We start from the raw sequence: 23,488 nt of genomic DNA, 5'->3' as shown, positions 1-23,488 counted from the left end.
CTTTTTGAGGGAAAAGGAGGGAGAGAGTGATGGCTACCGTACAGCGTGTGAACAAGAAGAGGCCGAAGGCCAAGAAGCCGCCGGTGTTGAAGCCCGATGGGATTATGCAGTTGGGGCTGGGATTCTGGGGCTCGAAAACATTGCTGAGCGCCATTGAATTGGGCCTCTTTACGGAACTGGCGAAGGGCGCGCTCGATGCCGAGGCGATTCAAGCCCGCTTGTCGCTCCACCCGCGCAGTGTCCGGGATTTCCTCGATACGCTGGTCTCGCTCGGTCTGTTGCGGCGAACGGGCCGCCGGTACGCCAATACGCCAGAGACCAATCTGTTCCTGGATCGCAACAAACCGTCCTACGCCGGCGGCATGCTGGAGATGTGCAATGAACGGCTGTACAAGTTTTGGGGGTCGCTGACGGAGGGTCTGCGCACCGGCGCGCCTCAGAACGAAGCGAAAGAAGGCGGCAACTTTTTTGCGGCGCTCTATGCGGATCCCATCAGGCTGGAAGGATTTCTCAAGGCCATGACGGGATTGAGCTTCGGCGCGGCCCGGGCCATTGCAAAGCAATTCCCCTGGAAACGGTACAACACGTTCGTGGATGTGGGCTGCGCCCAAGGTGGCGTACCGGTGCAAGTGGCTCTGGCGCATCCGCACCTGAGCGGCAGAGGGATGGACCTGCCGGTGGTGCAGCCGATTTTTGAATCCTATGTGCGGGCACAGGGACTGGAGCGGCGTCTGCAATTTCACCCGGCTGACTTTTTTACGGCGCCCCTGCCTCAGGCCGATGTGATCATCATGGGCCATATCCTCCATGACTGGGATCTGGCAGAAAAACGGATGTTGCTCAAGAAAGCCTATGAGGCCTTGCCGAAAGGCGGAGCCTTGATCGTGCACGAGACGTTGATCGACGACGGCCGGAAGACGAATGTGCTGGGGCTGCTGATGAGCTTGAACATGCTCATCGAAACGCCCGGGGGCTTTGATTATACGGGCAAGGATTGCCGGGGCTGGATGAAAGAGGCGGGATTCCGCAAGAGCTACGTTGAGCCGCTCGCCGGGCCCGACTCGATGGTGGTGGGGATCAAGTAGACGATGGCCGATCAGAAGAACCGGCTGGTCTCCAATGTAGCAGGCAACTTCTACGTGGATGCGACCTGCATCAATTGCGATACCTGCCGCCAGCTGGCTCCCTCCAGCTTCGAGGAATTCGGCGAGTTCTCGGCCGTGCGGCGTCAGCCTGAAGGAGAGCGCCAGATCCATCAGGCGTATCAGGCGTTGCTGGCCTGCCCGGTCGGGGCAATTGGCACCGAGCAGGGCGACAAGGTTGCGCTGCATAGGGCCATGGCAAGCTTCCCCCTCCCGCTCGAAGACGGCGTCTATTTTTGCGGCTTCAATGCCGAGAAGTCATTCGGGGCGAACAGTTTCTTCATCGAGCATCCGGCGGGGAACTGGCTGATCGACTCGCCGCGCTACGTCAAACATCTGGTCGAGGCGTTTGAGCAGAGAGGCGGCATCGCGTCCATCTTTCTCACGCACAAAGACGATGTGGCGGATGCCCATCAATACGCGGCGCATTTCGGGGCGGCACGGATCATTCACTGCGGCGATGTCGAGGCCATGCCGGATGCCGAGTGGGTGATCGAAGGGTTGGACGCCATCGAACTCGCCCCGGGCTTTCTGGCGATTCCGGTCCCAGGGCATACGGCCGGGAGCATGGCCTTGCTGTATCACAACCGGTTTCTCTTTACCGGCGATCATCTCTGGTGGGATGCGGCGGAACAGCGGCTGGGTGCCCCGCAACGGCTGGTCTGGAGGAAGCGCGTGCTGGTGGACTCGATCCAGAAACTGCGGCACTATTCCTTTGAGTGGGTGCTGGCCGGGCACGGGGACCGGATCAGGTTCACCAGCGACGAGATGCAGCGGCAGTTGCAGGCGCTGGTTGAGCGGCGGCAGATCACCACGGCGTGCTCCTAACGATGATCACACAACTGGCTCAGTGGGTCGATCGCAATATTCTCTCGCTCGGACGAGACATGCGCCTCTCCTACCTGCCGCCGCTGATGGTCTATATGGCCTACGGCATTTCCGGTCTGACCGGCATCGTCGGCACATTTTTCGTGAAAGAGTATCTGGGTCTCTCGGCCTCCTTCCTTGCCGCGCTGGGATTCTGGGCCGGCATTCCCTGGGCCCTCAAGATGCCGATCGGGCATACGGTTGATCTCCTGTGGCGATGGAAAGGCTGGCTGGTGGGGCTGGGCGCCGGATTCCTGGCTGCCAGTCTCGGCATCATGGCGGCGCTCATCGGCCATCGCGAGGCGATGACGGCGATCCTCCCGGCGGAAGTCTGGTTCGTCATCAGCACCCTGCTCGCCCCCATCGGCTACGTCCTTCAGGATGCCGTGGCGGATGCGATGACGGTCGAAGCGGTGCCACGTGTCGATGAACGCGGCCAGCCGTTCGACGAGGCGGCGCGCAAGCTCATGCACACGACGATGCAAACGCTCGGACGTGTGGCCATCATCGGCGGCGGCATCCTGGTGGCTCTGGTCAATGTCTCCATGTTCAGCGGCACTGAAGGATTGCCACAGGCAGAACTGGTCAAGATCTACCAGCGTATTTATTTGATGGCGCTGGTGATCCCCTGTGTGTCTGTCCTCGGGCTGGTTGTGGCTTGGTGGCTGCGGAGGCAACAGCGCCAACAGTTGCTGCAACAGGGGTTCTCACAGGCGCAGGCTGCGCAGATGGTGCAGGCGCGGGAGGAGTCAGGCGAACCGACGACACCGAACTGGTGGATTCTCGGCGGCAGCCTCGCCTTCGTCCTCTTTACGCTGACGGTGGGCTTCGGCGGCTTTGCCTACAGCGAAGAGATTGTCTTTGCCGGGTCCATGGGGATCGTGCTCTTTCTGATGGCGAAATTGGTCCGCGAATTGGAGCCGGATAAACGATTCACCCTCGTCGGCACGGCGGTCGTGGTTTTTCTCTTTCGCGCGATTCCCGGTTCAGGGCCAGGCGCGACTTGGTGGATGATCGACCATCTGAAGTTCGATCAACAGTTTCTCTCGGTGCTCTCCTTGATCGGCAGCACGCTGACCTTGGTGGGCATGTTCGTGTTCCGGCGCTTCATGGCCGAGCGCTCCATCGCCTATGTCGTCGGATTTCTCACGGTCATCGGCACCCTTCTGGCGCTGCCGATCGTGAGCATGTTCTACGGCTTGCACGAATGGACGGCCAGGATGACCGGCGGGGTCGTCGATGCGCGGTTTATCGCGCTGATCGATACGGCGCTGGAATCCCCGCTGGGCCAGATCTCCATGGTCCCCATGCTGGCCTGGATCGCCAACTCGGCACCGGCGAATTTGAAAGCGACCTTCTTTGCCGTCATGGCCTCATTCACCAATCTCGCTCTCTCCTTCAGCCAGCTCGGCACCAAATACTTGAACGAGATCTTTGTCGTCACGCGGGAGGTGAAGGATGCGGCGACCGGCGCGATTCAAACGCCCGCTGACTACAGCCAGCTCGGCCCGCTGCTGATCATCCAATTGCTGTTAGGGCTTACGCTCCCATTTATTGCCATCATGTTTGCGAAAGTGACGCGCTTTAAGAGCGCGTAAGGGAGAGAGGCTGTTTTACGCGTGGGCGCGGACGAAGCTGAGCAGCCGGCCTGGGAAAAAGGGCATGTTTCTCTCCGGCAAGCGGATGCGCCACTCGGTGCGGTCATAGCCTTGGGAGGCCATGTGGGAGCTGAACTGGCCGCAACGGCTTCTTCCTGGATCGACGAGGAGAATTTGGCAGGCCGGGTTGGCGTGGTCGGCGAGAAATCCCGCGAGCAACGAGGGATGGTCCCGCTCATAGAGCAGATCGCTGCCGATAATCAAGTCAAAGCGGCCGAGGTCGAGATTTGGTTCCAGCCATGCCGTTCTGAAAAAATGGATCGGCGCGAGTCCGTTCAGATCGGTGTTGTGCCGGAGAAATTCTTCCGCCAATGGATGGTAATCCGTCGCGGTGATGTTGGCGCCGCGCCGCCGCAGGACGAGACTGGGCAAGCCGATACCACAGCCGACTTCCAGAATGGTTTTGCCCTCGATGGGGAATCGGCTCATCTCTTCCGCCAGCGCCAGCCCCGATGGCCACACGACGCCGAAAATCGGCCAGGAGGCGGAGGAAATCCCGGCCCGTTCTGCGCAACCGTCAGGGTCTGAGAACTGCCGCCGATCGAGCAGCGTCCGAATCTGATACGCGGTCGCTCCCATATGGTAACCGGTGGTTTCGACCTCGTAGCCTGGTTTGCGTGCATCCATCTATTGTTCAGCATAGACCCTTCTCTCCCGCAGAGCCATGTAATTCACGGTCTCTAGGAAGTTGCTGGTGTCATTCCAGGCGGTTCTGGTATCCCATTGATCTGTGCTGTATGATGACTATCTGCCTTTAAGGCGGAGTGAGGGTAGATCGACTGGCCGAATCCTTCCAGCGATTCCCTCCTCTTACGTTGTACGTTTCACGACCTTGAAGAAAGGGGGCGACCGGTTTCGACGGGGATACTGAAGTCATCGGTGCATGTCGAGCTCCTAGGAACTCGTTAAACTTCTGGGAAAATGTAACTGCCAATCAAGAACTGGCACTCGCAGCTTAATTAACTGCGACGTTCCTCCACCTGAGGCCCGCGGGGGTGGTCGGAACGCGATACAGCGGGCTGGTCCAAGGCTGGTGCTCAGCGGCTGAGGACGAGACAATACTGGGCTAGTGGCCAGTCTAAGCCAGCCGATGGGCGTGGGTGGCCGCGAAACTAAAACGATCGGCTACACATGTAGATCCGGTGTGCTGACGGTCTTCGGACAGGGGTTCAACTCCCCTCGCCTCCACCAAACTATATGCTCTCGACCCGGGGCCATTCGATTGGCTCCGGGCGACCCTCCTCGGACATCCAGATACTCCTTCCATGATGACGAAAGAAATGGATCACCTATGTCTTACTACAAGGAGGTGCCGTGAACACTACGATTCATGAAGTTGGGGAGCAGATCTATCGGATTAGTGTGGACGTTCCGCCTGAGGCGATTCCCGTTCCAGGAGGGTTTACGTTTAATCAGTATTTGCTGCTTGACGAGGAACCGCTCTTGTTTCATACGGGCCCCCGTCCGTTCTTTCCTTTCGTGCGAGTCGCCATTGAACAAGTCATGCCGGTCAAGAACCTGAGGTATATCGGCTTCTCGCATTACGAGCAGGATGAGTGTGGGGCCTTGAATGAGTTTCTTGCGGCTGCTCCAGATGCGCAGCCGGTCTGTAGCCAAGTGAACGCATTGATCAATGGCGGCGGGATGGACCGTGCGCCGAATGGGCTTGCCGATGGCGCCACGCTGCGGATTGGCAAGAAACGATTGCGATGGATCGATGCGCCGCATCTGCCTCATGGGTGGGAATGCGGCTATCTGTTTGAAGAGACGACTCGCACGCTGCTGTGCGGGGATCTTTTCACTCAGCCTGGGTCGGGAATGGCGCCCGTGACGGAGGGGGACATTCTTGGTCCGAGTGAGGCGATGCGACAAGGCATGGATTATTATTCCCATGGCACCGCGACGAACTCGCTTCTGCACAAGATTGCGGATACCAACCCTGTCTTGCTGGCCTGCATGCACGGCAGCGCCTGGCGTGGGAATGGCCATAATTTGTTGCGCAATCTAGCAGGCGTGCTTTCCGCAAAAGTCTAGCCGATGAAGGCCGAGGGAGAGACGATAGTTCACCGGGAGCCTGCCGTTTGGCTTTTAGACCGGCTTCAACCTGATCTGAAGATGCCCAGTGCCTATCGTCGGCTGGGTGCTCTGGATTTGCTTCGCCGTTTTCGGTACGGTGAAGGGTCTGACTGGCTGCGTTGCTGTGTGTCTGACGAGAGGGATGTGGATGAGAGGCCGATCGACAATCTCCGCTCTGGGACTGAGTCTGCTCGTTGGACTGTTTTGCTGGGCAAGTACTTCGGCGGCCAACGAGAGTCGGCCTGCCAAGCAAGAGCCTCCGGCCATCTCCCCGCCGTCCGTTGGCAAGCCGGAGTCTGCTGTCCCTCCCGTCAAGCCGCATGGACTTGAAGGGGAAGCCAAGCCTGCCGAGAAAGGCAAGGCGGCTACGAATAGCGGCGCGGCACTCAAACCGGCGATCCCGCATCCTGCCGAGATCGCCGGCAAGGATGGTGCTCCGATGGTGCTGGTCCCGGCGGGCGAGTTCATCATGGGGAGCGATAAGGGCGATGAAGACGAGGCGCCCATTCACCGTGTGTATCTGGACGCGTTTTATCTCGACAAGTTTGAAGTGACGAACGGACGCTTTGCAAAATATGTTGAGGCGGTTCAGAGCGAACCGCCCTGGGGGTTTGCGGACAAGGACACGCCCCTTGTCCAAGCGGATCGGCCGGTGCGGTGGGTCAGTTGGATGGATGCCACGGGCTACTGTTTGTGGGCGGGCAAACGGCTGCCGACGGAAGCGGAATGGGAGAAGGCGGCCCGCGGGACCGATGGAAGAATTTATCCCTGGGGGAATGATCCTCCGACTCCTGCTCATGCGGTCTTCGGGCTCAAAGAAGGGGGCGCCGAGACGGTGTCGCCGGTCGGCAATCGCGACAAGGGGAAGAGCCCGTACGCAGTGCATGATCTAGCCGGGAATTTGTATGAATGGGTGATGGATTGGTACGACGAGGAGTTTTATTCGAACTTTGCAAAAAATCCGGCCATCAACCCGCGCGGTCCGAGTGAAGGGACGGCGAAGGCGCAGCGCGGCGGGTCGTATATCAACAATCCCTACCGGCTGCGGTCTTCGTTTCGTACCAAGGGCAATCCCACCGAACAAGATCCGAATGTCGGCTTCCGCTGTGCGCAGGATGTCCCCAAGCTTCCCTAGCCTTTCCGAACTTACGCAGGATGCTGAAAAAGTCCGCCAGCAGCGTTCTCGCGGCGCTCAGAGGCTCTCCGTACGTTCAACAGTACGCCTTCGCCTCTTCGCTTGCTGCGGCCTTGCTGGACGGGCTTTTTGATCATCCTGCGATTGCTCTGAGCTGCTCCCGTGCTTGATTCATTCATCGATGTTGACGGTTCTACGCGAGTTTTTCCGCAGCCTGTTACGCCTGTTCTGCTGCTGCGACACCCTTCTTATAGGTCGAATACACATAGACGGGAATGCCCAGGTCCTTGAGCGTGGATTGGATCACGGGTTGTACTTCATCCCAGGTCAATCCCCCCACTCCTGTCGCGAGCCTTGGCAAAGCCAGGCTTGTGACTTGCTGAGCCTGAGCTTCTTTCTTCAAGGCTTGCAGCACATGGTTGATATTGGGGATCGTGGCTTTCCCCGGTTTGCTCTGATGGCCGTCCGGCGGTTCTTGAGTGAACAGATTAATAATGACGGGTGATCCCGGTCCCTTCCAGCTCCACAAGGTTCCCGGCTTGGGATTATAGGTTTGACAGTAGTGCCGGAAGTCCTTGTACATCCCAGGCCATTGTTCGCGAAGCGATAAGGCCAGGCCTTGCTTAAAATCGTCGTGCGGTGAGACTCCATGAGCAATGGCGGCAGCTTTCGATAAGAGCAAATCCCCTGTGACTTCTTTGATCATGACAACTCCTTTGTATGATGAACGCCTGTGTTCCAGATAAGGCTTTTTCTTCGCTGGGTCAATCGGGACAGGAGGATATTTCTCATCCGGCCGTCACGAAGATGTTTCCCGTCAGCTTGAGGGAGAGTCTCTGCTGTCGTCCTGAAGAGGGCGCGGTAGGTGGGGGACTTGAACCGGTACCAATTATTGATTAGGGTATTTACCGGCATCTCTCAACGGGATAACCGAGAAAGGACGGATGGTATGAAGAATCCAATCACTTTGTATGCGGTCATGGCCGTGGTTGTTATGGGAGGCGGGGGCACGGCCTTTGCCCAGGTTCCTTCTGCTGGGGATATGCAGCAACGGCTCGATCAGGAAATGGCGAATGCCAAGCGTTCCGCGACCGAGTCAACGTCGAACGTTCGTCAAGGGGCCGGCAATGTTAAATCCGAGGCCGAGCGAAAGATGGAAGAGACGGCCGCTCAGCATAAGAGCCAGGCTGAAGCGAAGATGACGGAAGAAATTGAAAAGGCAAAGCAAAAATCCCAGGGCATGGGACGGTAGGTTACTCTGACTCCGCTGTGATCATGGCAGGAGAGTGGTTGTACGGCTCTCCCCTTGTTGTTTCTCCCGGCTGTTTTCCATCCTCTTCGAAAACCGATGAGCGGCCGCATGAATGACAGAATGGCTCGGGCATACGTTATGCTTTGCTGCTTATGTCGAAAGTCTACGCCGAGGCTATTGACACCTGTGTCTAATGGGCGTACAGGGGAAGTGCGGCCCATGATGTTCCGAATTGCGGGAGATCGGGCAGACCGCGCGGCTGCTATCCAGGTTTCTCGCTGACTTCATCAGAGAGGAGGGTGGATATGAGCGACGCAACGCCACCTGGTCCGTCAGGCCTGCCGATGCAAAGGTAGGCTTCTCGTCGGTTGTGCGAGCCGGTTCTCCACTGGCTGTGCCTCATGGCACTGGAAATCGACAGATTCCAGCCAGTTTTTCCGTGGGGTGCCGAATGCTGGCACAAGGAACCCAAGACCCTGGGATTGACGATGTCTCCCCCGACTGGAAGTCTTTCGGGCTTGCTTCGCGCAGGTCTCGCGGGCCGCGACATAAGAGTAAGGTCTATTCTCTCGGCGTCCTAAGCGCCACTCACGGGCGGCCTCCCACCATAGTGCAGGGTCGCCCGTGCTGTTTTCACCACTCCGCCTTGTTTCTGCGCTCATGGCCCCTTTACAATACCTCGTCTCTCTCACCGAAGGAGGCCGCTATGGGGCTTGCCGATCATCAATGCGTGCCTTGCCGGGGCGGCGTCCCTTCTCTGCCCGCTGAGCGGGTCCAGGCGCTGCTGAGCGAACTCGGCCGAGGCTGGTCGTTGAACGCGCAGGGCCATCTGGAGAGGCTCTATACGTTCAAAGATTTTGCTCAGGCCTTGGCCTATGTGAATACCGTGAGTGCGATTGCCGAGGCCGAAGGCCATCATCCGGATCTCTACCTGGCCTGGGGGAAGTGCAAGGTGGAGATCTGGACACACAAAATCAACGGCCTGACGGAAAGCGATTTCTATCTCGCGGCAAAAGCCGACCGTGAATTCGAGCCGTTCCGTGCAGCGGCCAGGTAATTCCGAAGATGGTTATGTCATGAACCCACGAGGCATCACATGAGCGGCCAAGCCCAGGTGGCGCTCGTCAACATGCCGTTCAGTTACTCGAAGTATCCGTCGATCCAGCTCGGCACGCTCTCCGCTCTGCTCAAAGCAAAGGGCATCCCAGTCGATTGCCACCACTTGAATGTCCGCTTCGCGCACAAGATCGGTGTGCCGCTCTATGAAATGATCTGCGAGAAGCGCGCGCTCTTTGGCGAGTGGCTCTTTTCGTATCTGCTCTTCCGGGATAATCCCAAGCGGGCTGAATATCCGCGGGTCTTCAAGCCGGTCTTCGAGCAGGTGGCCCAAGAAAGCGGCCAGCCCATCTCCTTCTTTGAAGACATGGCGACGCGGACCGCTCCGCAATTTCTGACCTGGGCGATGACGGCAATCGATTGGGGCCAGTACAAGCTGGTGGGCTTCACCTCCACGTTCGACCAGAATGTGGCGAGCCTGACGCTGGCGAAATTGATCAAGGATCTCTATCCCCACGTCAAGATCGTGTTCGGCGGGGCCAACTACGACGGCGAGATGGGGATGGAATATTTCCGGGCCTTTCCCTTTATCGACTATGTCGTGGTGGGCGAAGGAGAAGAGGTCTTTCCTCAGTTGGTGAGCCATGTGCTCGAGGGGAAACCGGAATCCGTACCGAATGGAGTCATCTTCCGGGAGCAGGATCAGATTCGCTTGACCCCGAATCCGGCGCTATTTGCCGACTTCGCGAAGACCGGACCGCCGGACTATGACGACTATTACCATCTGCTGGCCGAACTCGGCGATGCGGCGCAGGGGTTGGATCGCATTCTCCTCTACGAAGGCTCACGCGGCTGCTGGTGGGGGGAGAAGCATCACTGCACGTTCTGCGGCTTGAATGCGCAGAGCATGAAGTTCCGCGCGAAGTCGCCGGAGCAGGCCGCGCGCGAGATGTCCGCCCTCTCCAGCCGGTACGACACGACCCGGTTCAGACTGGTCGATAACATCATCGACATGAAGTATGTCGAGAACTTGTTCGGTCAATTTGCCGCCGCCCACTGCGATCTCGATGTGTTCATCGAAACGAAGAGCAATCTCCAGAAGAGCCAGATCCGCACACTGGCCGTGGGGGGCGTGAAGTGCATGCAGCCGGGATTGGAAAGCCTCAGCCTCTCGCAGCTCAAGGCGATGGACAAGGGCGTGACGCCCATGCAGAACATCATCTGCCTGAAGTGGAGTTACTACTACCGAGTGGCGGTGTCCTGGAATATCCTCCTCGGCTTTCCCGGTGAAACCAATGAGGACTATCGGCGGCAGATCGATCTCCTCCCGTCCCTCTTTCATTTGCAGGCACCGGAGGCAACCGGGAAATTCTGGCTGCAGCGGTTTAGCCCTTACTTCACCAGGCCGCATGAATATGGGGTTCGGATTACGGCGCCTGGCATGGCCTATGAGTATGTGTATGATGCGGCACGCGTCGATTTGATGAAGATTGCCTACGATTTCGAATATGAACTCGACAACTGGCCGGTGGATCCGCACCTCTATCAGGAATTGGTCGGTTTGGTGGAAGAATGGCAGCGGCGGGCGCGCGGCAGCGACCGGCCGTTTCTGTATTACTCCAAGGCGATGGAGTACGTCACGGTCTACGACGGGCGTGATCCTCAGGCACCGACCAGGGAACGGTTCGACTGGCCTGCGGCCGGCATCATCGAGGCTTGCAACGAGGCGGCAAAGAGCCGGGATCAGATGCGTGTGACGCTGAAGGAAGCCAAGAGTGACCTGGCGCTCTCAGATGACGAACTGAACGAAGCTCTGAGGATCTTGACCAGCCGACGCATTCTCTACGAAGAGCGGGGGAAATACTTCACGCTGGCCATTCCGGAAAACCAATATCTCTGAACCACGCCGGTTTGCCGTCAGTCGAAAACTATTTCTTACATCGACAGCTTCTCGGCCACGTTGCGCATCTGCACCCCGTGGACGAGTGACGCCCCTCCCCTAATGGCGCAGGCCACATGCACCGCTTCCGTCATTTCCTCAATGTTCGATCCCTTTTCCAGCGACGCTTGGGTGTAGGCATCGATGCAATAGGGACACTGCACGGCATGTGCCACGGCGAGCGCGATGAGGGCCTTCTCCCGCTCCGTGAGGGCGCCCTCGGCAAACACGGCGCTGTAGTAGCTCATGAACTTGTCCCAGAGCTCCTTGTTGCCTTTCCCGATGTCGCTGAATTTACCCAGATCGTGCGCGTGATAATACGAGTCCATCGTTCAGCTCCTTTGGCCGGACATGAGGAATGGAAGTCGCTGTACGGAACAGGGGTGTGAGCGTTCAGGGTCAGGCATGACCGGGAGGATCAGGCTCGACCTGCGTGAGGACTTCGGAGAAACGGGTGCCGACAATATCCGTCACTTTGGCCATCAAATCGGTGACCTCTTTCCATTCAGCCGGCAGCAAGTCTTGCTTGAGCTGGGGATGAATCGCCCATTGGGCATCCACCTGTGTTCCCTTGCGGCTGACGAGGACGCGGAGGAGTTCGACATCCCAGGTGGCGGCTTCAGCCGGCCCTTCACCGGATGGATTGTTGTTCGTTGGCCAAGAAGGAGGTGTTGCGGTCGCCATGTTCAAATACTCCACATAAGATCGTGCGCAATTTTAGCCTACGGAGAGTCCGGCTGTATACGGGGTGTTGTTCGGATGTGCCATGAAGGATTCCGCTATCTCAGGAAACGGAGGGCATCATGGCTTGGATGGCGTGGCGCGCAGGGATTCCTGAATGACGGACAGCATAGGCTCATGGATGAGGCCATTGCTCGACACGAGCTCTTGGCCGTACAAGGAATGGGTTTCTCCACGTAGGTTTGTGACCTGTCCCCCTGCTTCTTTCAGGATGACCGTTCCTGCCGCCATGTCCCACGGATTGAGTTTGACTTCCCAAAACCCGTCGAAGCGTCCGGCTGCTACATAGCACAGGTCCAGCGCGGCGGAGCCGGTGCGACGGATGCCTTGTGCGCGGAGGGCAAAGCGGACGAAATGGTCAAGGTTGTTCTGTGGTGTCTCCCGGATATCGTAGGCGAAGCCCGTCACAAGCAGCGCTTGATCGAGAGCCGCCGTCTGCGAGACGTGAATCGGGCGGCCATTCAGATGCGCGCCGCCTCCACGTGTCGCGCTGAAGAGTTCATCGCGGGTCGGATCGTATACCACTCCCAATACACTCTGTCCCTGGTGTTCCAATCCAATGGAAACACAATAGGCGGGGAATCCGTGAGCAAAATTCGTGGTGCCGTCGAGCGGGTCGATGATCCACAGGTATGGCGAGGGTTCCTGATCGACTCGGCCACGTTCTTCGGCGAGAAAGCCGTGCGTGGGAAATTGTGAGCGGATGGCGTCGATCACACATTGTTCTGCGGCATGGTCCGCTTCTGTGACGAGATTGATGGCGCTTTTATATTCAATGTGAAAACCTGATTTGGCATAGCCCATCAAAATGGCTCCAGCCTGTCGCGCCGCTGTCATGGCCGTTTCAAGCAGGTTTTGGAGATCGGTCTGATGTGTTGAACAATTCATACGACTAGCGGAAGACTACCATGGAGCGATGATGACGGTACAAGCAATGGAAATAATTTAATTGGAATTTAGCAGGTGGCCGTTATGAAACGCCCGTCTGGCTGATCAAAGCATCGTATTAGAAGGCATTGATAATAGAGGATACGTCTAAATTACAAGACAGTTATCAAGCCTTGCGATACGAGTCGTCACAATGCTTCCTTCCATGCAAGGTACGATGATCTAATACGAATTAGATATTGTATGATTTCTGCTTGACAGTGTTTAGAAGCAATGTTATAAAGCAAGCATGCTTTTTGTGAGGATGTCGTGGAAGAGCTAACAGACATACTTGTAGGGCTGGAGCAAAGAATTCACGCCTACAAGAATCGATTTCAGGAATTAGAAAAAAAGAAGCGTCGTTTGGATGACGAAATTGCGACGATCAAGAAGTATCTTGAACTGGCCGAAACGCTCTACCGCGTGGAGGCCGATAAAGCCAAACTCGCCAGCCTGTCCAGCCAAATTATTACCGATGACAACAAGGGTGTGCGCGCGTTGCCGGTCATGGACGTGACGGATCAGTCGCGGGAAATTCTGCTGGGGCGAAGCAAGTACGTTGGGAAGAGCGTGCCGGAAGCGGCGTATGAAATTCTTCGCGAGTCAAATCGGTCCATGCATGCGAAGGAGCTGGTCCAGCGCTTAGTGGAAGGCGGCCTTCAGATCAAAGGCAAGACGCCGCTCACCTCGGTTGCGACGTCGCTCAAGCGGGATAAGCGGTTTAGAAAAGTTGGGCCGAATACGTTTGAAGCGTTGGAAGATGTGTTGATCCAAGCAGTGTAACGGGTAGTGTTGTTCCATCTCTTAACGACGAAGGGGGGTGAGACTCTTGGCAACGAAGAAACCAGCGAAGAAGGCAGCGGCGAAGAAGAAGAAGTAACCCGCCTCGAATTACACGCCGAGGGTGAGGCCACTCACTCTCGGCGTTAAAACTCTCATTTCCCCCGCAAGAGACAGTGAATCCCTTCCGAAGAGATCCCGCTTCATCGATGTGCACGGATGAGTGGCGAACGATTAGGAGGCTTGAAGGGCGACAGCCGGCAGGTGGCGGGTCACGGATACCGTCGAGCGCGCTTCTGATGCGGCCGGTTCCGCATTGAGGATCATCCATTTTTCCGGCTGACTGAGGATTTGCTTCACCAGACGGTTGTGCAGGGCATGTCCTGATCGTTCAGCGCTGATGTGGCCGATGAACGGCATGCCGAGCAGCGAGAAATCGCCAATCAGGTCGAGGATCTTGTGGCGCACGAACTCGTTGGGAAATCTGAGCCCTGATTCGTTGACCACGCCCTCTTCTGACAGCACCACCGTATTCTCCAAGGTTCCGCCTTGCCCTAGGCCCCGCGCCCAGAGCGCTTGCACTTCATGGAGAAATCCAAATGTCCGTGCTTCGGCGATGTGCTGCTCGAAGTTGGCGGCGGTGCATTCATGCATGTACGTCTGCGTCTTGATCGACGGGTGATCGTAGTGAATCGTATAGGTAATGCGCGGTGTGGCAGAGGGTTCGATCCGAACCCACTTGGACCCCTCGGATACTTCGATGGGAGCCATAATCTTGAGATAGGGCTGACGGCGATTTTGTGACACCCGGCCGGCCGATTGGATCAGCTGGACGAAGGGGGCGGCGCTTCCGTCCATGACGGGCACTTCCCCGGCGGTCACATCGATATAGACATTATCGATTTCAAGCCCCGCCAATGCAGAAAGAACATGCTCAATGGTCTTGACCTGAAATCCGTTGCTATGAATGGCGGTGCAGAGTTCCGTGGGAACCAAGTGGTCGATAGACGCAGCAAGCGAGGCGCTGGTTTTCCCATTGCGAATGACGAACACCACCCCTGTGTTGGGGGGCGCTGGCCGAAGCGTCATGGTTGCGGGCTGGCCCGAATGGAGCCCGACGCCTGAACAGGTGACCGGTGCTGCAAGAGTCTGTTGGTTCCTCACGTATCCTCCAATAGTTACAGACGTGACGAACATAAAGCAATATGCATGCCGACATCGTATATATGTAAATATATGAATATATTGATGAATAATTACATGTGATCAATGCAACGCTGTTGTAAAAAAAATACAACTGTGCGTTTTCATTGGACGAAGAGGCTCAGATTGCGGACGTCGAGAGAAAAGACGCAGTTAGGGACGAGGATCTAATTCAATCAAGCCTTTGCGAATCGCCAAGATGGCTGCTTGTGTCCGGTCATACACTTGGAGCTTATGGAAGATGTTCCGCACATGATTTTTGACGGTCTTTTCGCTCAGGTCGAGGTTATTGGCGATTTCTTTGTTGGTTTTGCCATCGGCAACCAGCCGGAGCACGGTAATTTCCCGTTCAGTCAAATCGTGCTCAACCCACCCTGGCTTCTTGCCCTTTTTCTGAGCCATCAGCGAAAACTCGGCCAAGATCTTGCTGGCTACGGATGGATGGATCAGCGACTCCCCGCGGTAAATGGCCCGAATGGCCGCGACAATCTGTGACGATTCCGAGTCTTTCAAGAGATAGCCGGTGGCTCCGGCGCGGACGAGGTCGAAAATGTATTGCTGCTCTTCGTACATCGTCAGGGCGACGATGCCGATGTGCGGGAACTCGCGCTTGATTTGCCTTGTGGCCTCGACGCCCCCCATGCGCGGCATGCTCACGTCCATCAGGATCACGTCGGGCTCCAAGGTGCGCGCTTTTTCGACGGCTTCGATCCCGTCTTGCGCCTCTCCGACGATCTGAAGATCTTCTTTCGTTTTGAGAATAGCCGCCAATCCTTCGCGCACGACCCGATGATCGTCGGCGATTAAGACCTTAATCTTTTCCATGGTCGATCGTCTCCTTATTCACGAGGGGTACTTCAACGATGATGGTGGTGCCCCGTCCTTTTTTCGATTCGATATGCCCCTCTCCTCCGACGAGCCGCGCGCGCTCAATGATTCCGCGAATGCCGAAGTGGTCCCACTTGTCGGGGTCTCGAAGCACGGTGTCCATGTCGAAGCCGATCCCATTGTCGGAAATCGTGACCCGCAACATTTCGAGATCGATCTCCAGTTTAATGGAAACGCGGTCGGCCTTGGCATGCTTTTGAACGTTGCTGAGGGCCTCCTGGATGATGCGAAACAGGAAAATCTTGGTGCGGGGAAACAGGATCGCCTCATCCCCCGTGACCGAAAATTGCGATTGAATGTGCGACTGTGTTTCGTAGGATTTGAGATAATTCGTGAGAGCAGGAATCAGCTCCATCTTATCGTAGTGCAGCGGCCGCAAATTAAAGATGACTTGCCGGGCTTCTTGAATGGCCAGTTTCAGCTGCGCCTTGCTTTCCTTGATGGTGGCCAGGCTGGCGGCCGGGTCTTTCCGAACGAGCTGCTGGCAGAGATCGAGTTTGAAATTCACACCCGCAAGACTCTGCACCAGTCCATCGTGAATTTCACAGGCGATTCTGGTGCGTTCCTCGGTCACCGCGGCTCCGGTTTCCTTGACGTAGAGCCGGTAAAGAGATTGGTATTTGTTGAGGGTCTTTTCAATCTCCGCCGTGGCCCGGATGCGCGCCTCGATCAGCTCCCACATAAATTTGGCGCTGGCGCCGCCGATGATCGTGACGCCCATGCGATGGAAGTCCTGCAAGAATTGCCAGACATCGGCATCTCCCGAGACGTCGATGACCAGATCGACTTGCTCCATGGCCAGCAGTTTCCGGTAGTCGCGCGTGACGGGAATGCGCAGGCGCTTGGCGAGAGCGATGCCGGGAGCTTTGAGATTGACCTCCGCGACGCCGACGATTTGCACGAGGGGGTCGCTGGCGAAGATTTCCATCAGGGCGGCGCCGCCACGCCCGGCCCCGATGATGGCCACGGTCGTCGCGCCGACTTTGGACGATTTGTTCCGGACTCGGGGGGAACGCAATTTGGTGGCTGCCATGAATGCCTGACCTGTGTTCAGATGACCGTATGTATCCGACGAAGGCGCTGCTGGACCGGGAGGAGAGGGCGAACGCGCCGGCAAGAGCCGGGCAACGAGGAGCCTGCCGAGCTACCGCTCCCGGCGTTGCTGGGCCAGAGATTTCAGCTCATCCATGAATTGGTCGATGTCCTTGAATTCCCTGTACACAGAGGCAAAACGAACATAGGCGACCTGGTCCAGCTGATGAAGTTCTTTCATCACTTCTTCGCCCACGATCCGGCTCTCGATTTCGCTCTCGCCCATCTCTTGAATGCGCTTCTCGATCCGATCCGTGACGGTCTCGATAGTGGCGGTGCTGATCGGCCGCTTCTCGCAGGCTTTCTTGAGGCCGGAGAGAATTTTCGTGCGGTCGAACGACTCGCGCCGTCCATCTTTTTTCACGACCACGGGAAGAATTTCTTCCACGCGTTCATACGTGGTATAGCGCCGCTTGCAACCGAGGCACTCGCGGCGGCGGCGAATGACCTCGCCCTCTTTCGCCATGCGCGAGTCCACCACCTTATCTTCGAGTTCGTCACAGAACGGACATTTCACAGGTGGTGACCCTGCCCTAACAACGATGGGCTAGTAGGAGTGGAAGATTGGGAAGCGGCCACAGAGTGCCTTGGCTTGCGCACGGACCTCTTCCAGGACGGCCGGATTTTGCCGGTTTTGCAACACGCGATCGACCAGCTCCACGATCTCCTTCATCTCGGCCTCGCGCATCCCGCGGGTCGAAACGATCGGCGATCCAATCCGGATGCCGCTGGCCACGGCCGGCGGCTTTTCATCATAGGGAACGGCGTTCTTATTGACGATGATGCCCGCTGCATCCAGCGCCGCATCGGCCTCTTTCCCGGTGATGCCTTTGTTGCTGAGGTTCACCAGGAAGAGATGGGTGTCGGTGCCCCCGGAGACAATCTTATAGCCGCGGTCCAGCAAGCCTTGCGCAAGGACGCGGGCATTGGCAATGACCTGCTGCTGGTATTTCTTAAACGAGGGCGACAAGGCTTCCTTGAGCGCCACGGCTTTGGCCGCAATCACGTGCATCAAGGGCCCACCCTGAAGGCCCGGGAAGATGATCTTATCGACGGCTTTGGCATGCTCCGCCTTGCACATGACGATGCCGGCGCGGGGGCCGCGAAGCGTCTTATGCGTGGTCGTGGTGACGAAATCGGCATAGGGAACCGGGCTGGGATGGAGTCCCGCCGCGATCAGTCCGGCGATATGGGCGATGTCCACCATGAGATAGGCGCCGACGGACTTGGCGATCTGCTGAAAGCGCGGAAAGTCGAGCACGCGCGCGTAGGCGCTGGCGCCGACGACGAGCATGCGGGGTCGGCATTCCTCCGCGATCTTCTGCACGGCATCGTAGTCGATGGTTTCGGTCTGGCGGTCCACTCCATAGGAGAAGGCCTTGAAGATCATGCCGGAGAAACTGACTTTGCTGCCATGCGTCAGGTGGCCGCCTTGGGCGAGGTCCATCCCAAGAATGGTGTCCCCCGGCTTGAGGACGGAGAGGTACGCCGCCATGTTGGCGGACGAACCGGAATGGGGCTGCACGTTGACGTGGTCCGCGCCGAAGAGTTGCTTGGCCCGTTGGATCGCGAGGTCTTCGACGGTATCGACGTGCTGGCATCCGCCGTAGTAGCGCTTGCCGGGATAGCCCTCCGCATATTTGTTGGTCATGAGGCTGCCCTGAGCCGCCAAGACCGCGGGGCTGGCGAAGTTTTCCGATGCGATCAGCAATAACTTGTCGTGCTGGCGTGTTTCTTCTGCCTCAATGGCAGCATAGACATCCAGATCTGTTGCCTTGAGCGCTTCCAACGACCCTATCGCGTCCCGCATCGATCCTCCAAGCCTCTCTATACTTTCTTTTAAGCGGAAGGAGCTTCCGGTTCCTGCTTCTTCACCACACGCACCGTGATCGTCGCGGTGACGTCGCGCGGCATCTTGACCGGCACGGTGACCGTGCCCAGTTCCTTGATGGGCTGGGCGAGTTGCACTTTGCGGCGATCCACCGTGAAGCCTTGAGCGGCCAAGCCGTCCACGATGTCCTTGTTCGTCACGGACCCGAACATCTTGTCGTCTTTGCCGACCTGCGCCTCGATCGTGACCGTCACAGCCGACAGGCTCTTCGCATGCGCTTCGATTTCGAGCTTTTCCTTCTTCGCTTTTTCGGCGGCCACGCGCTTGACGTGTTCAAAGGCCTTGATGCTGCGGCTATTCGCCTCAACGGCCTTGCGGCGCGGGAGGAGGAAATTCCTGGCAAACCCGGTGGACACATCGATCAGATCGCCCAGGTGTCCGACCCCTTCGAGCGTCTCTTGAAGAATGACTTTCATACCCCTAACTCCTTCTGTTGGAAAGAGAAAGAAGATACTGGGGTGGCGGCCAAAAGTCAATTCTCAAAGTCCTTCTCCTAGGACCTCCTCCGGCTGGACAGGGGCTCTCATCCCCCTTTATCATGGTCCATTCCGAGTGGCGAATTGAGGAGTTCGATGGCGCTGACAGCGAGAGCATGTCTTGAAACCTGCGCGGTTCGGCTGGAGGCCGAAGGCCAACAGCTGACGCAGGCAGGCTTCGACCTGCCCGTGACGGTCACCCAGGGGCGATTGATCCAGACGATCGGGGGGCTGCATCTGTATGAATTTACGCTCCCTGCCGGCTGTTCCCTGGCCATCGACCTTCCCGTTTCGATCATTCCCGAGGAGGAATTGGAGGCGACCGAGGGCGTTGTGATCAGTTGCCGCGAGGGTGTTGCAAGGGTGCAGGCCGTCGATGCCATCGGTTCGTCGGTGCCGTCAGCCACCTTAATTCCCGACCGGGCCGGACATCTGCAGACCGTCGCAAAGCGGCTGGTGGAGATGATGACCAAGGCCGATGCCTATAATCTTGGTCCGGCCGAACGGCTGGTTCCGCTGCTGCTCTCGGCGGGGGATCCTGAGCAGCTGCATCAGGGATCATCCGCGATCCTTGGCACCATCTGGCAGGAGGATCGTGTGCTGCGCCGCCAGAAGCTGGCCAGTCTGGTGCTGGAGCTCATCCGGGCCAATAAACGCGTTCTGCTCATCAGTCCCGACCATCATGCCTGCGATGAGCTGGCCGGGACCGTCGCGCGCGCCATGAAAGCCAGCGGTTTGACCTATAAGACCTGGATCAGCCGGTATGAAATGACCACCGTGTCCCAGATGGCCGGCCTCTCGATTCAAGAGCTGGGGTTCGAGGCCCAAATGCATCAGTTCTATGCGAAGTCGAGGGCGGAAAAAGCCTCGCTGCGGCGGAAGTATGACCGGTTTCGTGAGCTGACCCCATTGCTGGCCTATAAAGGGCAAAAACAAAAGGACCTCGATGAAGTGCGCTTGCTGGAATGGCGCCTCCTGACCCAACTGAGCGAGCTGCAGGCCAAAGTGAAGGACGTGACCGCGATTCTCACGGAATACGACAATCTCCCCCTCTGGAGGCGGCTGGGCATGCAGACCGTGGGGAAAAACGTGGAATCGCTGCAGCAGTACCGTGTGTTGTACGAAAAACAGATCGGTGAATTGACCAAAGAACTCGATATTGCCAAGGTCCGCATAGAGGAACTGGTGCCGGAGGCCGCGGTACCGAAAGATCTGCGCCCGGAATTCGAGGAGCTCAAAGAGGACATCAAGAAACTCGGCGGCACCAAGAAGATTCGCGAATTGCTGGCGGCCGAGGAAGATACGAACCGGCAGGCCTTCATTCAGAACCGCCGGCTGGTGGTGGCGACACCAGCTCGTGTGGCAAGCGATCCGCTGTTCAGCCGCGTGCGATTCGATGTGCTGATCGCGGAAGACGCGCCCTGGATCGAGACCGCCTTGCTGTTTGCCGCCTCAGGACTGGTCCGGGAACGCATCGTGTTGAGCGGCGATCTTCGCGATGTCGGGCCGGCAGGATGCTGGACCATGCCGGAGGCTCAGCCGGCCTCGTAGAAAATCCTCTTCAATTACTTGACGCCGGTAGCGACAATTCAGGATAATCCCTCTTCCGACCCGAATGCCGAAGTGGTGGAATGGCAGACACACTGGTTTCAGGTACCAGCGACCGCAAGGTCATGCGGGTTCAACTCCCGCCAACTGCTTCCAGTCCCACTAAATCCCCGCTCCTAGGCAGAGATTCCAACGAATGACCACGCCCCAGAAGCCTTCTGGCTACACTGTTGGGGGTGTTGGTGGCTACACTTTTTCGCCGATCCCGTTACGGGAAGGCTATCTGCTGGTACGCTCGCTTCATTGTTCCTAGGGACCTTCAACCCATCCTCCAACGTCGAGAGGTTCAGAAAAGCCTTGGCGTTACAGCGTACTCTGAGGCATCTTTAAGGGCTGCGGTATGGGAGGGGAAGCTAGCGTCTCTCCTTCTCCAGATACGCCACCATCGGGAAAGCATGTCGCCTGAACAGATCCGTCACCTTCTCCAGCAGTACATTTCCACTCGCCTAGATGAGTGGGAGCAATCATGGTATGGCGGGGAGCATCCGGCTTGTGACCGAGTGGAGGTTGTATATGAGGGGGACCGTCCCGAAGAACACGGCACCTGGCAAGCGATAGAGGCTCGCCTCGCTGAGTGGGATGAGCGAAAAACCGTTGGCGCTCTGAAATCCAACAGGCTGGAGGGGTTTGACGGGGCGATGGAGGACTTCTTCCAGCGTTACGGGTTACGGCTGGAGAAGGGAACCCAGCTCTACCGGCTGGTATCCCGTGAGCTGGTGAAGGCCCAACAGACTATTGCTAGGGAGATTCAAAAACGGGTGCGGGGAAACTATGAGGGAGTGGCTGTCCCCGGTCGGTTGACCGTTGCTGCTGCCGTCCCAGAACATGGGAAGGAACCCCTACCTCCTGGTCCGCCTCTGTTGCTGTCGGTCGTTAGTGTGGACTATCTCAAGGAGCATGAACGGCAAGCGCCAGGGACACGGGAAGCCAAAAGGGTGGCGCTACGGACATTCATAGAAGTCATTGGGGATAAGGATCTTCGTTCAGTGACTCCGCAAGAGTGTCTCGGTTATCGGGATGCGTTGACCAAACTCCCCGCCCACATGACGAAGCGGTATTCAGGTAAGACAGCGGCTGAAGTTCTCAAGGAGACCGATGGGAAGAACGATATTCAACGACTTTCCCTCTCGACAGTGAACAAACAGCTTTCGTTCGTTCAGGGATTCTTCACTTGGGCGATTGCTCCCCCCCGTCTGTACCTCACACGGAATCCGGTAGATGGAGTGGCCTATCAGGGTGTGGTGTCATCGTCTTATGAACCGTTCGCCGATGAGGAGATCCGGCGACTGTTCACTTGTGAGGAGTACAAAGACCAGCTCCGACGACAGGGGCGTGGGGAGTATGCCCGATACTGGTTGCCGCTGATCCTCCTTTACACGGGCGCACGTCGAGAAGAAATCGCCGGTCTAGCCGTTACCGATGTGAAGACTGAGGTAGGCGTTCACTATTTCGACATCACTCCAGACGAAGCGAGGGGCCGACGACTCAAAACTAAAGTCAGTCGGCGGGTTGTCCCTATTCATTCTCACCTTCAGGAACTCGGATTCTTGGAATATGTGGAACTGCGCCGAAGGTCAAAGGGGGAGTTACTCTTCCCCACGCCACAACCGGCAAGACCTCCCCAAGCGGGGAAGTCTGGGACTGGAGGGCGGCGACGGTGGACAACACAAGGCGATGCCGTTGGTAAGTGGTGGGCTCGTCTTCTCAAACAGCAAAACGTAACAGGGAAGAAGGCCCTGCACTCATTCCGCTCAACCCTGACGACCAAACTTCATGCGGCTGGAGTAGATGGTGAAACCCGCCGAAAACTGATCGGACATAGCGGAGAGGATGTCCATGAGCAAACCTACCTCCGTCCGCACCTTCCGACACTCCAAGCGGCTTTGGAAAAACTAGACTTCCGTCCGCTCCTCAAAGGTCTCCCGAAGTTCAAGGCCTAAAAGGTTTTAAGTCCGGCTGTTAGGGCAGTGGGTGGAAGTTGTTTTGTATGACTCAGCCTTTTTGTCTCAACTCTTTATGCCGCATCAATGTTCGTTGATCTTCTTGCCGAACGCGCTCCTCAATGTGCCGAAGCTGAGCTTCCCCTTCGACAGTCCCACCAGCAAGAACGGCTTCAGCAACTTTTCGGGCATCCCTCTCACCATCTCGTAGTCCCTGTAGTGCCTGAGATAGGCCTTTCCGCTGCTGACGAACAACACGATACTCCTCATCCGGAATAAATTGATTCAGGCTTATATCGCAGACCTCTAGGGAGGCTCGCATGGCTTCGTCTTTTTCCATGACCAGGAGCAGTTCTATAGCCGCTCTGATTTCAGTCTTTGTGTAAGGGAGATCGGAGAGCGGATAGAACATAATCCCAGGTTCGCCTTCTTGTTCAAGAACAGCTCCGTATGCGGACACGATTTTAGAGGCCTTACTCATCGCGCTTTCTAGCTGGGCTATTTGTGCAGCGCGTTCAGCTCTCGGGTTTACGGATGTTTTGGGACCTGCCTTCTGGGATCGCCTTACTTTGAAGACAACCATCCCAATAAACCCCGCCATGACAAGTACGAAGATGATAGCTGTGAATCCAGCTTCAGTAGGTGGCGTAGGTGTCTGGTGTACTTGAGCCGTGACGGGTGCTTGGTTCGCTTGGGATTGTGCAATGTCTGCATCCAACTTTTCCAAGAACGACAAGTCTTTACTCTGAGCCATAGTCGAGTTAGCCGATCATCGGTCTCTACCATGATGGTATGGACCTCAAGAGGGAGGTCAGTA

General features: G+C 57.2%; 23 protein-coding genes and 1 other RNA gene. 12 read left to right on the top strand and 12 right to left on the bottom strand.

The genetic code is table 11. The features are described 5' to 3' along the window. Positions 1-29 precede the first annotated feature (29 nt). Genes RI101_13115 through RI101_13105 form a run of 3 tightly spaced genes read left to right on the top strand, consistent with a single transcriptional unit; the run spans position 30 to position 3,607 of the window. Positions 30-1,085 (top strand): methyltransferase, encoded by a 1,056-nt coding sequence (locus RI101_13115; GenBank protein MEC4890987.1) that lies wholly within the window; start codon positions 30-32, stop codon positions 1,083-1,085. Between the two features lie 3 nt (positions 1,086-1,088). Beyond that, positions 1,089-1,970 carry an MBL fold metallo-hydrolase gene (locus tag RI101_13110; GenBank protein ID MEC4890986.1) on the top strand — a complete coding sequence of 294 codons (882 nt, stop codon included), beginning with the start codon at positions 1,089-1,091 and terminating at the stop codon, positions 1,968-1,970. Between the two features lie 2 nt (positions 1,971-1,972). Further along, complete coding sequence (locus tag RI101_13105; protein MEC4890985.1) at positions 1,973-3,607, top strand: hypothetical protein; 1,635 nt, start codon at positions 1,973-1,975, stop codon at positions 3,605-3,607. Positions 3,608-3,622: 15 nt separating this feature from the next. Here the strand turns inward: RI101_13105 and RI101_13100 are convergent, their stop codons facing one another. Further along, on the bottom strand, positions 3,623-4,294 hold the full coding sequence (locus tag RI101_13100; GenBank protein ID MEC4890984.1) for a methyltransferase domain-containing protein: 672 nt from the start codon (positions 4,292-4,294) through the stop codon (positions 3,623-3,625). A gap of 214 nt (positions 4,295-4,508) precedes the next feature. On the opposite strand from RI101_13100, the gene ssrA reads away from it, so the two are divergent. The 3 genes from ssrA (at position 4,509) to RI101_13085 (ending at position 6,878) form a co-directional block, all read left to right on the top strand. Next, positions 4,509-4,858: a transfer-messenger RNA gene (ssrA, locus tag RI101_13095) on the top strand. A 123-nt stretch (positions 4,859-4,981) separates the two neighbouring features. Further along, complete coding sequence (locus RI101_13090) at positions 4,982-5,701, top strand: MBL fold metallo-hydrolase (GenBank protein ID MEC4890983.1); 720 nt, start codon at positions 4,982-4,984, stop codon at positions 5,699-5,701. A 190-nt stretch (positions 5,702-5,891) separates the two neighbouring features. Beyond that, the gene (locus RI101_13085) at positions 5,892-6,878 is read left to right on the top strand and encodes a formylglycine-generating enzyme family protein (GenBank protein ID MEC4890982.1); all 987 of its coding nucleotides are present in this window, start codon (positions 5,892-5,894) and stop codon (positions 6,876-6,878) included. Positions 6,879-7,095: 217 nt separating this feature from the next. On the opposite strand, the gene RI101_13080 is transcribed toward RI101_13085, so the two are convergent. Beyond that, entirely contained in the window at positions 7,096-7,584 is a 489-nt protein-coding gene (locus tag RI101_13080; protein MEC4890981.1) for a macro domain-containing protein, read from the bottom strand. A gap of 243 nt (positions 7,585-7,827) precedes the next feature. Here RI101_13080 and RI101_13075 point away from each other — a divergent pair, with 243 nt between their 5' ends. The 3 genes from RI101_13075 to RI101_13065 all read left to right on the top strand — a co-directional run bounded on the left by RI101_13075 (position 7,828) and on the right by RI101_13065 (position 11,086). Beyond that, positions 7,828-8,130: a hypothetical protein gene (locus tag RI101_13075; protein MEC4890980.1), complete on the top strand. Its 303-nt coding sequence runs from the start codon at positions 7,828-7,830 to the stop codon at positions 8,128-8,130. A gap of 706 nt (positions 8,131-8,836) precedes the next feature. Next, the gene (locus tag RI101_13070; GenBank protein MEC4890979.1) at positions 8,837-9,187 is read left to right on the top strand and encodes a 4a-hydroxytetrahydrobiopterin dehydratase; all 351 of its coding nucleotides are present in this window, start codon (positions 8,837-8,839) and stop codon (positions 9,185-9,187) included. 39 nt (positions 9,188-9,226) lie between these two features. Then, positions 9,227-11,086 (top strand): RiPP maturation radical SAM C-methyltransferase, encoded by a 1,860-nt coding sequence (locus RI101_13065; GenBank protein MEC4890978.1) that lies wholly within the window; start codon positions 9,227-9,229, stop codon positions 11,084-11,086. Between the two features lie 35 nt (positions 11,087-11,121). Here RI101_13065 and RI101_13060 read toward each other — a convergent pair whose 3' ends face one another. From RI101_13060 to RI101_13050, 3 genes are all read right to left on the bottom strand, one after another. Continuing rightward, a complete protein-coding gene (locus RI101_13060) occupies positions 11,122-11,454 on the bottom strand; it encodes an arsenosugar biosynthesis-associated peroxidase-like protein (GenBank protein MEC4890977.1) in 333 nt (110 codons plus the stop codon). Positions 11,455-11,524: 70 nt separating this feature from the next. After that, the gene (locus tag RI101_13055; GenBank protein MEC4890976.1) at positions 11,525-11,809 is read right to left on the bottom strand and encodes a hypothetical protein; all 285 of its coding nucleotides are present in this window, start codon (positions 11,807-11,809) and stop codon (positions 11,525-11,527) included. Positions 11,810-11,926: 117 nt separating this feature from the next. Next, a complete protein-coding gene (locus tag RI101_13050) occupies positions 11,927-12,754 on the bottom strand; it encodes an inositol monophosphatase family protein (protein ID MEC4890975.1) in 828 nt (275 codons plus the stop codon). Between the two features lie 402 nt (positions 12,755-13,156). On the opposite strand from RI101_13050, the gene RI101_13045 reads away from it, so the two are divergent. Continuing rightward, a complete protein-coding gene (locus RI101_13045; GenBank protein ID MEC4890974.1) occupies positions 13,157-13,576 on the top strand; it encodes a winged helix-turn-helix domain-containing protein in 420 nt (139 codons plus the stop codon). Positions 13,577-13,807: 231 nt separating this feature from the next. Here RI101_13045 and lpxC read toward each other — a convergent pair whose 3' ends face one another. The 6 genes from lpxC to rplI form a co-directional block, all read right to left on the bottom strand. After that, the gene (gene lpxC, locus RI101_13040) at positions 13,808-14,770 is read right to left on the bottom strand and encodes a UDP-3-O-acyl-N-acetylglucosamine deacetylase (GenBank protein MEC4890973.1); all 963 of its coding nucleotides are present in this window, start codon (positions 14,768-14,770) and stop codon (positions 13,808-13,810) included. A 159-nt stretch (positions 14,771-14,929) separates the two neighbouring features. Beyond that, positions 14,930-15,601, bottom strand: a complete 672-nt coding sequence (locus tag RI101_13035; GenBank protein ID MEC4890972.1) for a response regulator transcription factor — start codon at positions 15,599-15,601, stop codon at positions 14,930-14,932. Continuing rightward, the gene (locus RI101_13030; protein MEC4890971.1) at positions 15,588-16,697 is read right to left on the bottom strand and encodes a sensor histidine kinase; all 1,110 of its coding nucleotides are present in this window, start codon (positions 16,695-16,697) and stop codon (positions 15,588-15,590) included. The genes RI101_13035 and RI101_13030 overlap by 14 nt, the downstream gene beginning before the upstream one ends. Before the next feature lie 111 nt (positions 16,698-16,808). Further along, positions 16,809-17,273 carry a transcriptional regulator NrdR gene (gene nrdR / locus RI101_13025; GenBank protein ID MEC4890970.1) on the bottom strand — a complete coding sequence of 155 codons (465 nt, stop codon included), beginning with the start codon at positions 17,271-17,273 and terminating at the stop codon, positions 16,809-16,811. A gap of 30 nt (positions 17,274-17,303) precedes the next feature. Beyond that, entirely contained in the window at positions 17,304-18,566 is a 1,263-nt protein-coding gene (gene glyA / locus RI101_13020; protein ID MEC4890969.1) for a serine hydroxymethyltransferase, read from the bottom strand. A 29-nt stretch (positions 18,567-18,595) separates the two neighbouring features. Next, positions 18,596-19,063 (bottom strand): 50S ribosomal protein L9, encoded by a 468-nt coding sequence (gene rplI, locus RI101_13015; GenBank protein MEC4890968.1) that lies wholly within the window; start codon positions 19,061-19,063, stop codon positions 18,596-18,598. A 156-nt stretch (positions 19,064-19,219) separates the two neighbouring features. Between rplI and RI101_13010 the strand changes: the two genes are divergently transcribed. Then, positions 19,220-20,674, top strand: coding sequence for a hypothetical protein (locus tag RI101_13010; GenBank protein MEC4890967.1), 1,455 nt, complete (start codon positions 19,220-19,222; stop codon positions 20,672-20,674). Between the two features lie 452 nt (positions 20,675-21,126). Then, the gene (locus RI101_13005; protein ID MEC4890966.1) at positions 21,127-22,671 is read left to right on the top strand and encodes a site-specific integrase; all 1,545 of its coding nucleotides are present in this window, start codon (positions 21,127-21,129) and stop codon (positions 22,669-22,671) included. A 52-nt stretch (positions 22,672-22,723) separates the two neighbouring features. On the opposite strand, the gene RI101_13000 is transcribed toward RI101_13005, so the two are convergent. Next, positions 22,724-23,425, bottom strand: a complete 702-nt coding sequence (locus tag RI101_13000) for a hypothetical protein (protein ID MEC4890965.1) — start codon at positions 23,423-23,425, stop codon at positions 22,724-22,726. Between the last annotated feature and the right edge of the window lie 63 nt (positions 23,426-23,488).

Source organism: Nitrospira sp. (genome assembly GCA_035968315.1).
Classification (GTDB): domain Bacteria; phylum Nitrospirota; class Nitrospiria; order Nitrospirales; family Nitrospiraceae; genus Nitrospira_D.
This window is presented reverse-complemented; position numbering and strand designations above follow the sequence as displayed.

Bases quoted from the DNA above. Each gene is read 5' to 3' on its own strand.
- RI101_13115 (MEC4890987.1), top strand. From the start codon at position 30: ATGGCTACCGTACAGCGTGTGAACAAGAAGAGGCCGAAGGCCAAGAAG.
- RI101_13110 (MEC4890986.1), top strand. From the start codon at position 1,089: ATGGCCGATCAGAAGAACCGGCTGGTCTCCAATGTAGCAGGCAACTTC.
- RI101_13105 (MEC4890985.1), top strand. From the start codon at position 1,973: ATGATCACACAACTGGCTCAGTGGGTCGATCGCAATATTCTCTCGCTC.
- RI101_13100 (MEC4890984.1), bottom strand. From the start codon at position 4,294: ATGGATGCACGCAAACCAGGCTACGAGGTCGAAACCACCGGTTACCAT.
- RI101_13085 (MEC4890982.1), top strand. From the start codon at position 5,892: ATGAGAGGCCGATCGACAATCTCCGCTCTGGGACTGAGTCTGCTCGTT.
- RI101_13080 (MEC4890981.1), bottom strand. From the start codon at position 7,584: ATGATCAAAGAAGTCACAGGGGATTTGCTCTTATCGAAAGCTGCCGCC.
- RI101_13075 (MEC4890980.1), top strand. From the start codon at position 7,828: ATGAAGAATCCAATCACTTTGTATGCGGTCATGGCCGTGGTTGTTATG.
- RI101_13070 (MEC4890979.1), top strand. From the start codon at position 8,837: ATGGGGCTTGCCGATCATCAATGCGTGCCTTGCCGGGGCGGCGTCCCT.
- RI101_13065 (MEC4890978.1), top strand. From the start codon at position 9,227: ATGAGCGGCCAAGCCCAGGTGGCGCTCGTCAACATGCCGTTCAGTTAC.
- RI101_13060 (MEC4890977.1), bottom strand. From the start codon at position 11,454: ATGGACTCGTATTATCACGCGCACGATCTGGGTAAATTCAGCGACATC.
- RI101_13055 (MEC4890976.1), bottom strand. From the start codon at position 11,809: ATGGCGACCGCAACACCTCCTTCTTGGCCAACGAACAACAATCCATCC.
- RI101_13050 (MEC4890975.1), bottom strand. From the start codon at position 12,754: ATGAATTGTTCAACACATCAGACCGATCTCCAAAACCTGCTTGAAACG.
- lpxC (MEC4890973.1), bottom strand. From the start codon at position 14,770: ATGTTCGTCACGTCTGTAACTATTGGAGGATACGTGAGGAACCAACAG.
- RI101_13035 (MEC4890972.1), bottom strand. From the start codon at position 15,601: ATGGAAAAGATTAAGGTCTTAATCGCCGACGATCATCGGGTCGTGCGC.
- RI101_13030 (MEC4890971.1), bottom strand. From the start codon at position 16,697: ATGGCAGCCACCAAATTGCGTTCCCCCCGAGTCCGGAACAAATCGTCC.
- glyA (MEC4890969.1), bottom strand. From the start codon at position 18,566: ATGCGGGACGCGATAGGGTCGTTGGAAGCGCTCAAGGCAACAGATCTG.
- rplI (MEC4890968.1), bottom strand. From the start codon at position 19,063: ATGAAAGTCATTCTTCAAGAGACGCTCGAAGGGGTCGGACACCTGGGC.
- RI101_13010 (MEC4890967.1), top strand. From the start codon at position 19,220: ATGGCGCTGACAGCGAGAGCATGTCTTGAAACCTGCGCGGTTCGGCTG.
- RI101_13005 (MEC4890966.1), top strand. From the start codon at position 21,127: ATGTCGCCTGAACAGATCCGTCACCTTCTCCAGCAGTACATTTCCACT.
- RI101_13000 (MEC4890965.1), bottom strand. From the start codon at position 23,425: ATGGCTCAGAGTAAAGACTTGTCGTTCTTGGAAAAGTTGGATGCAGAC.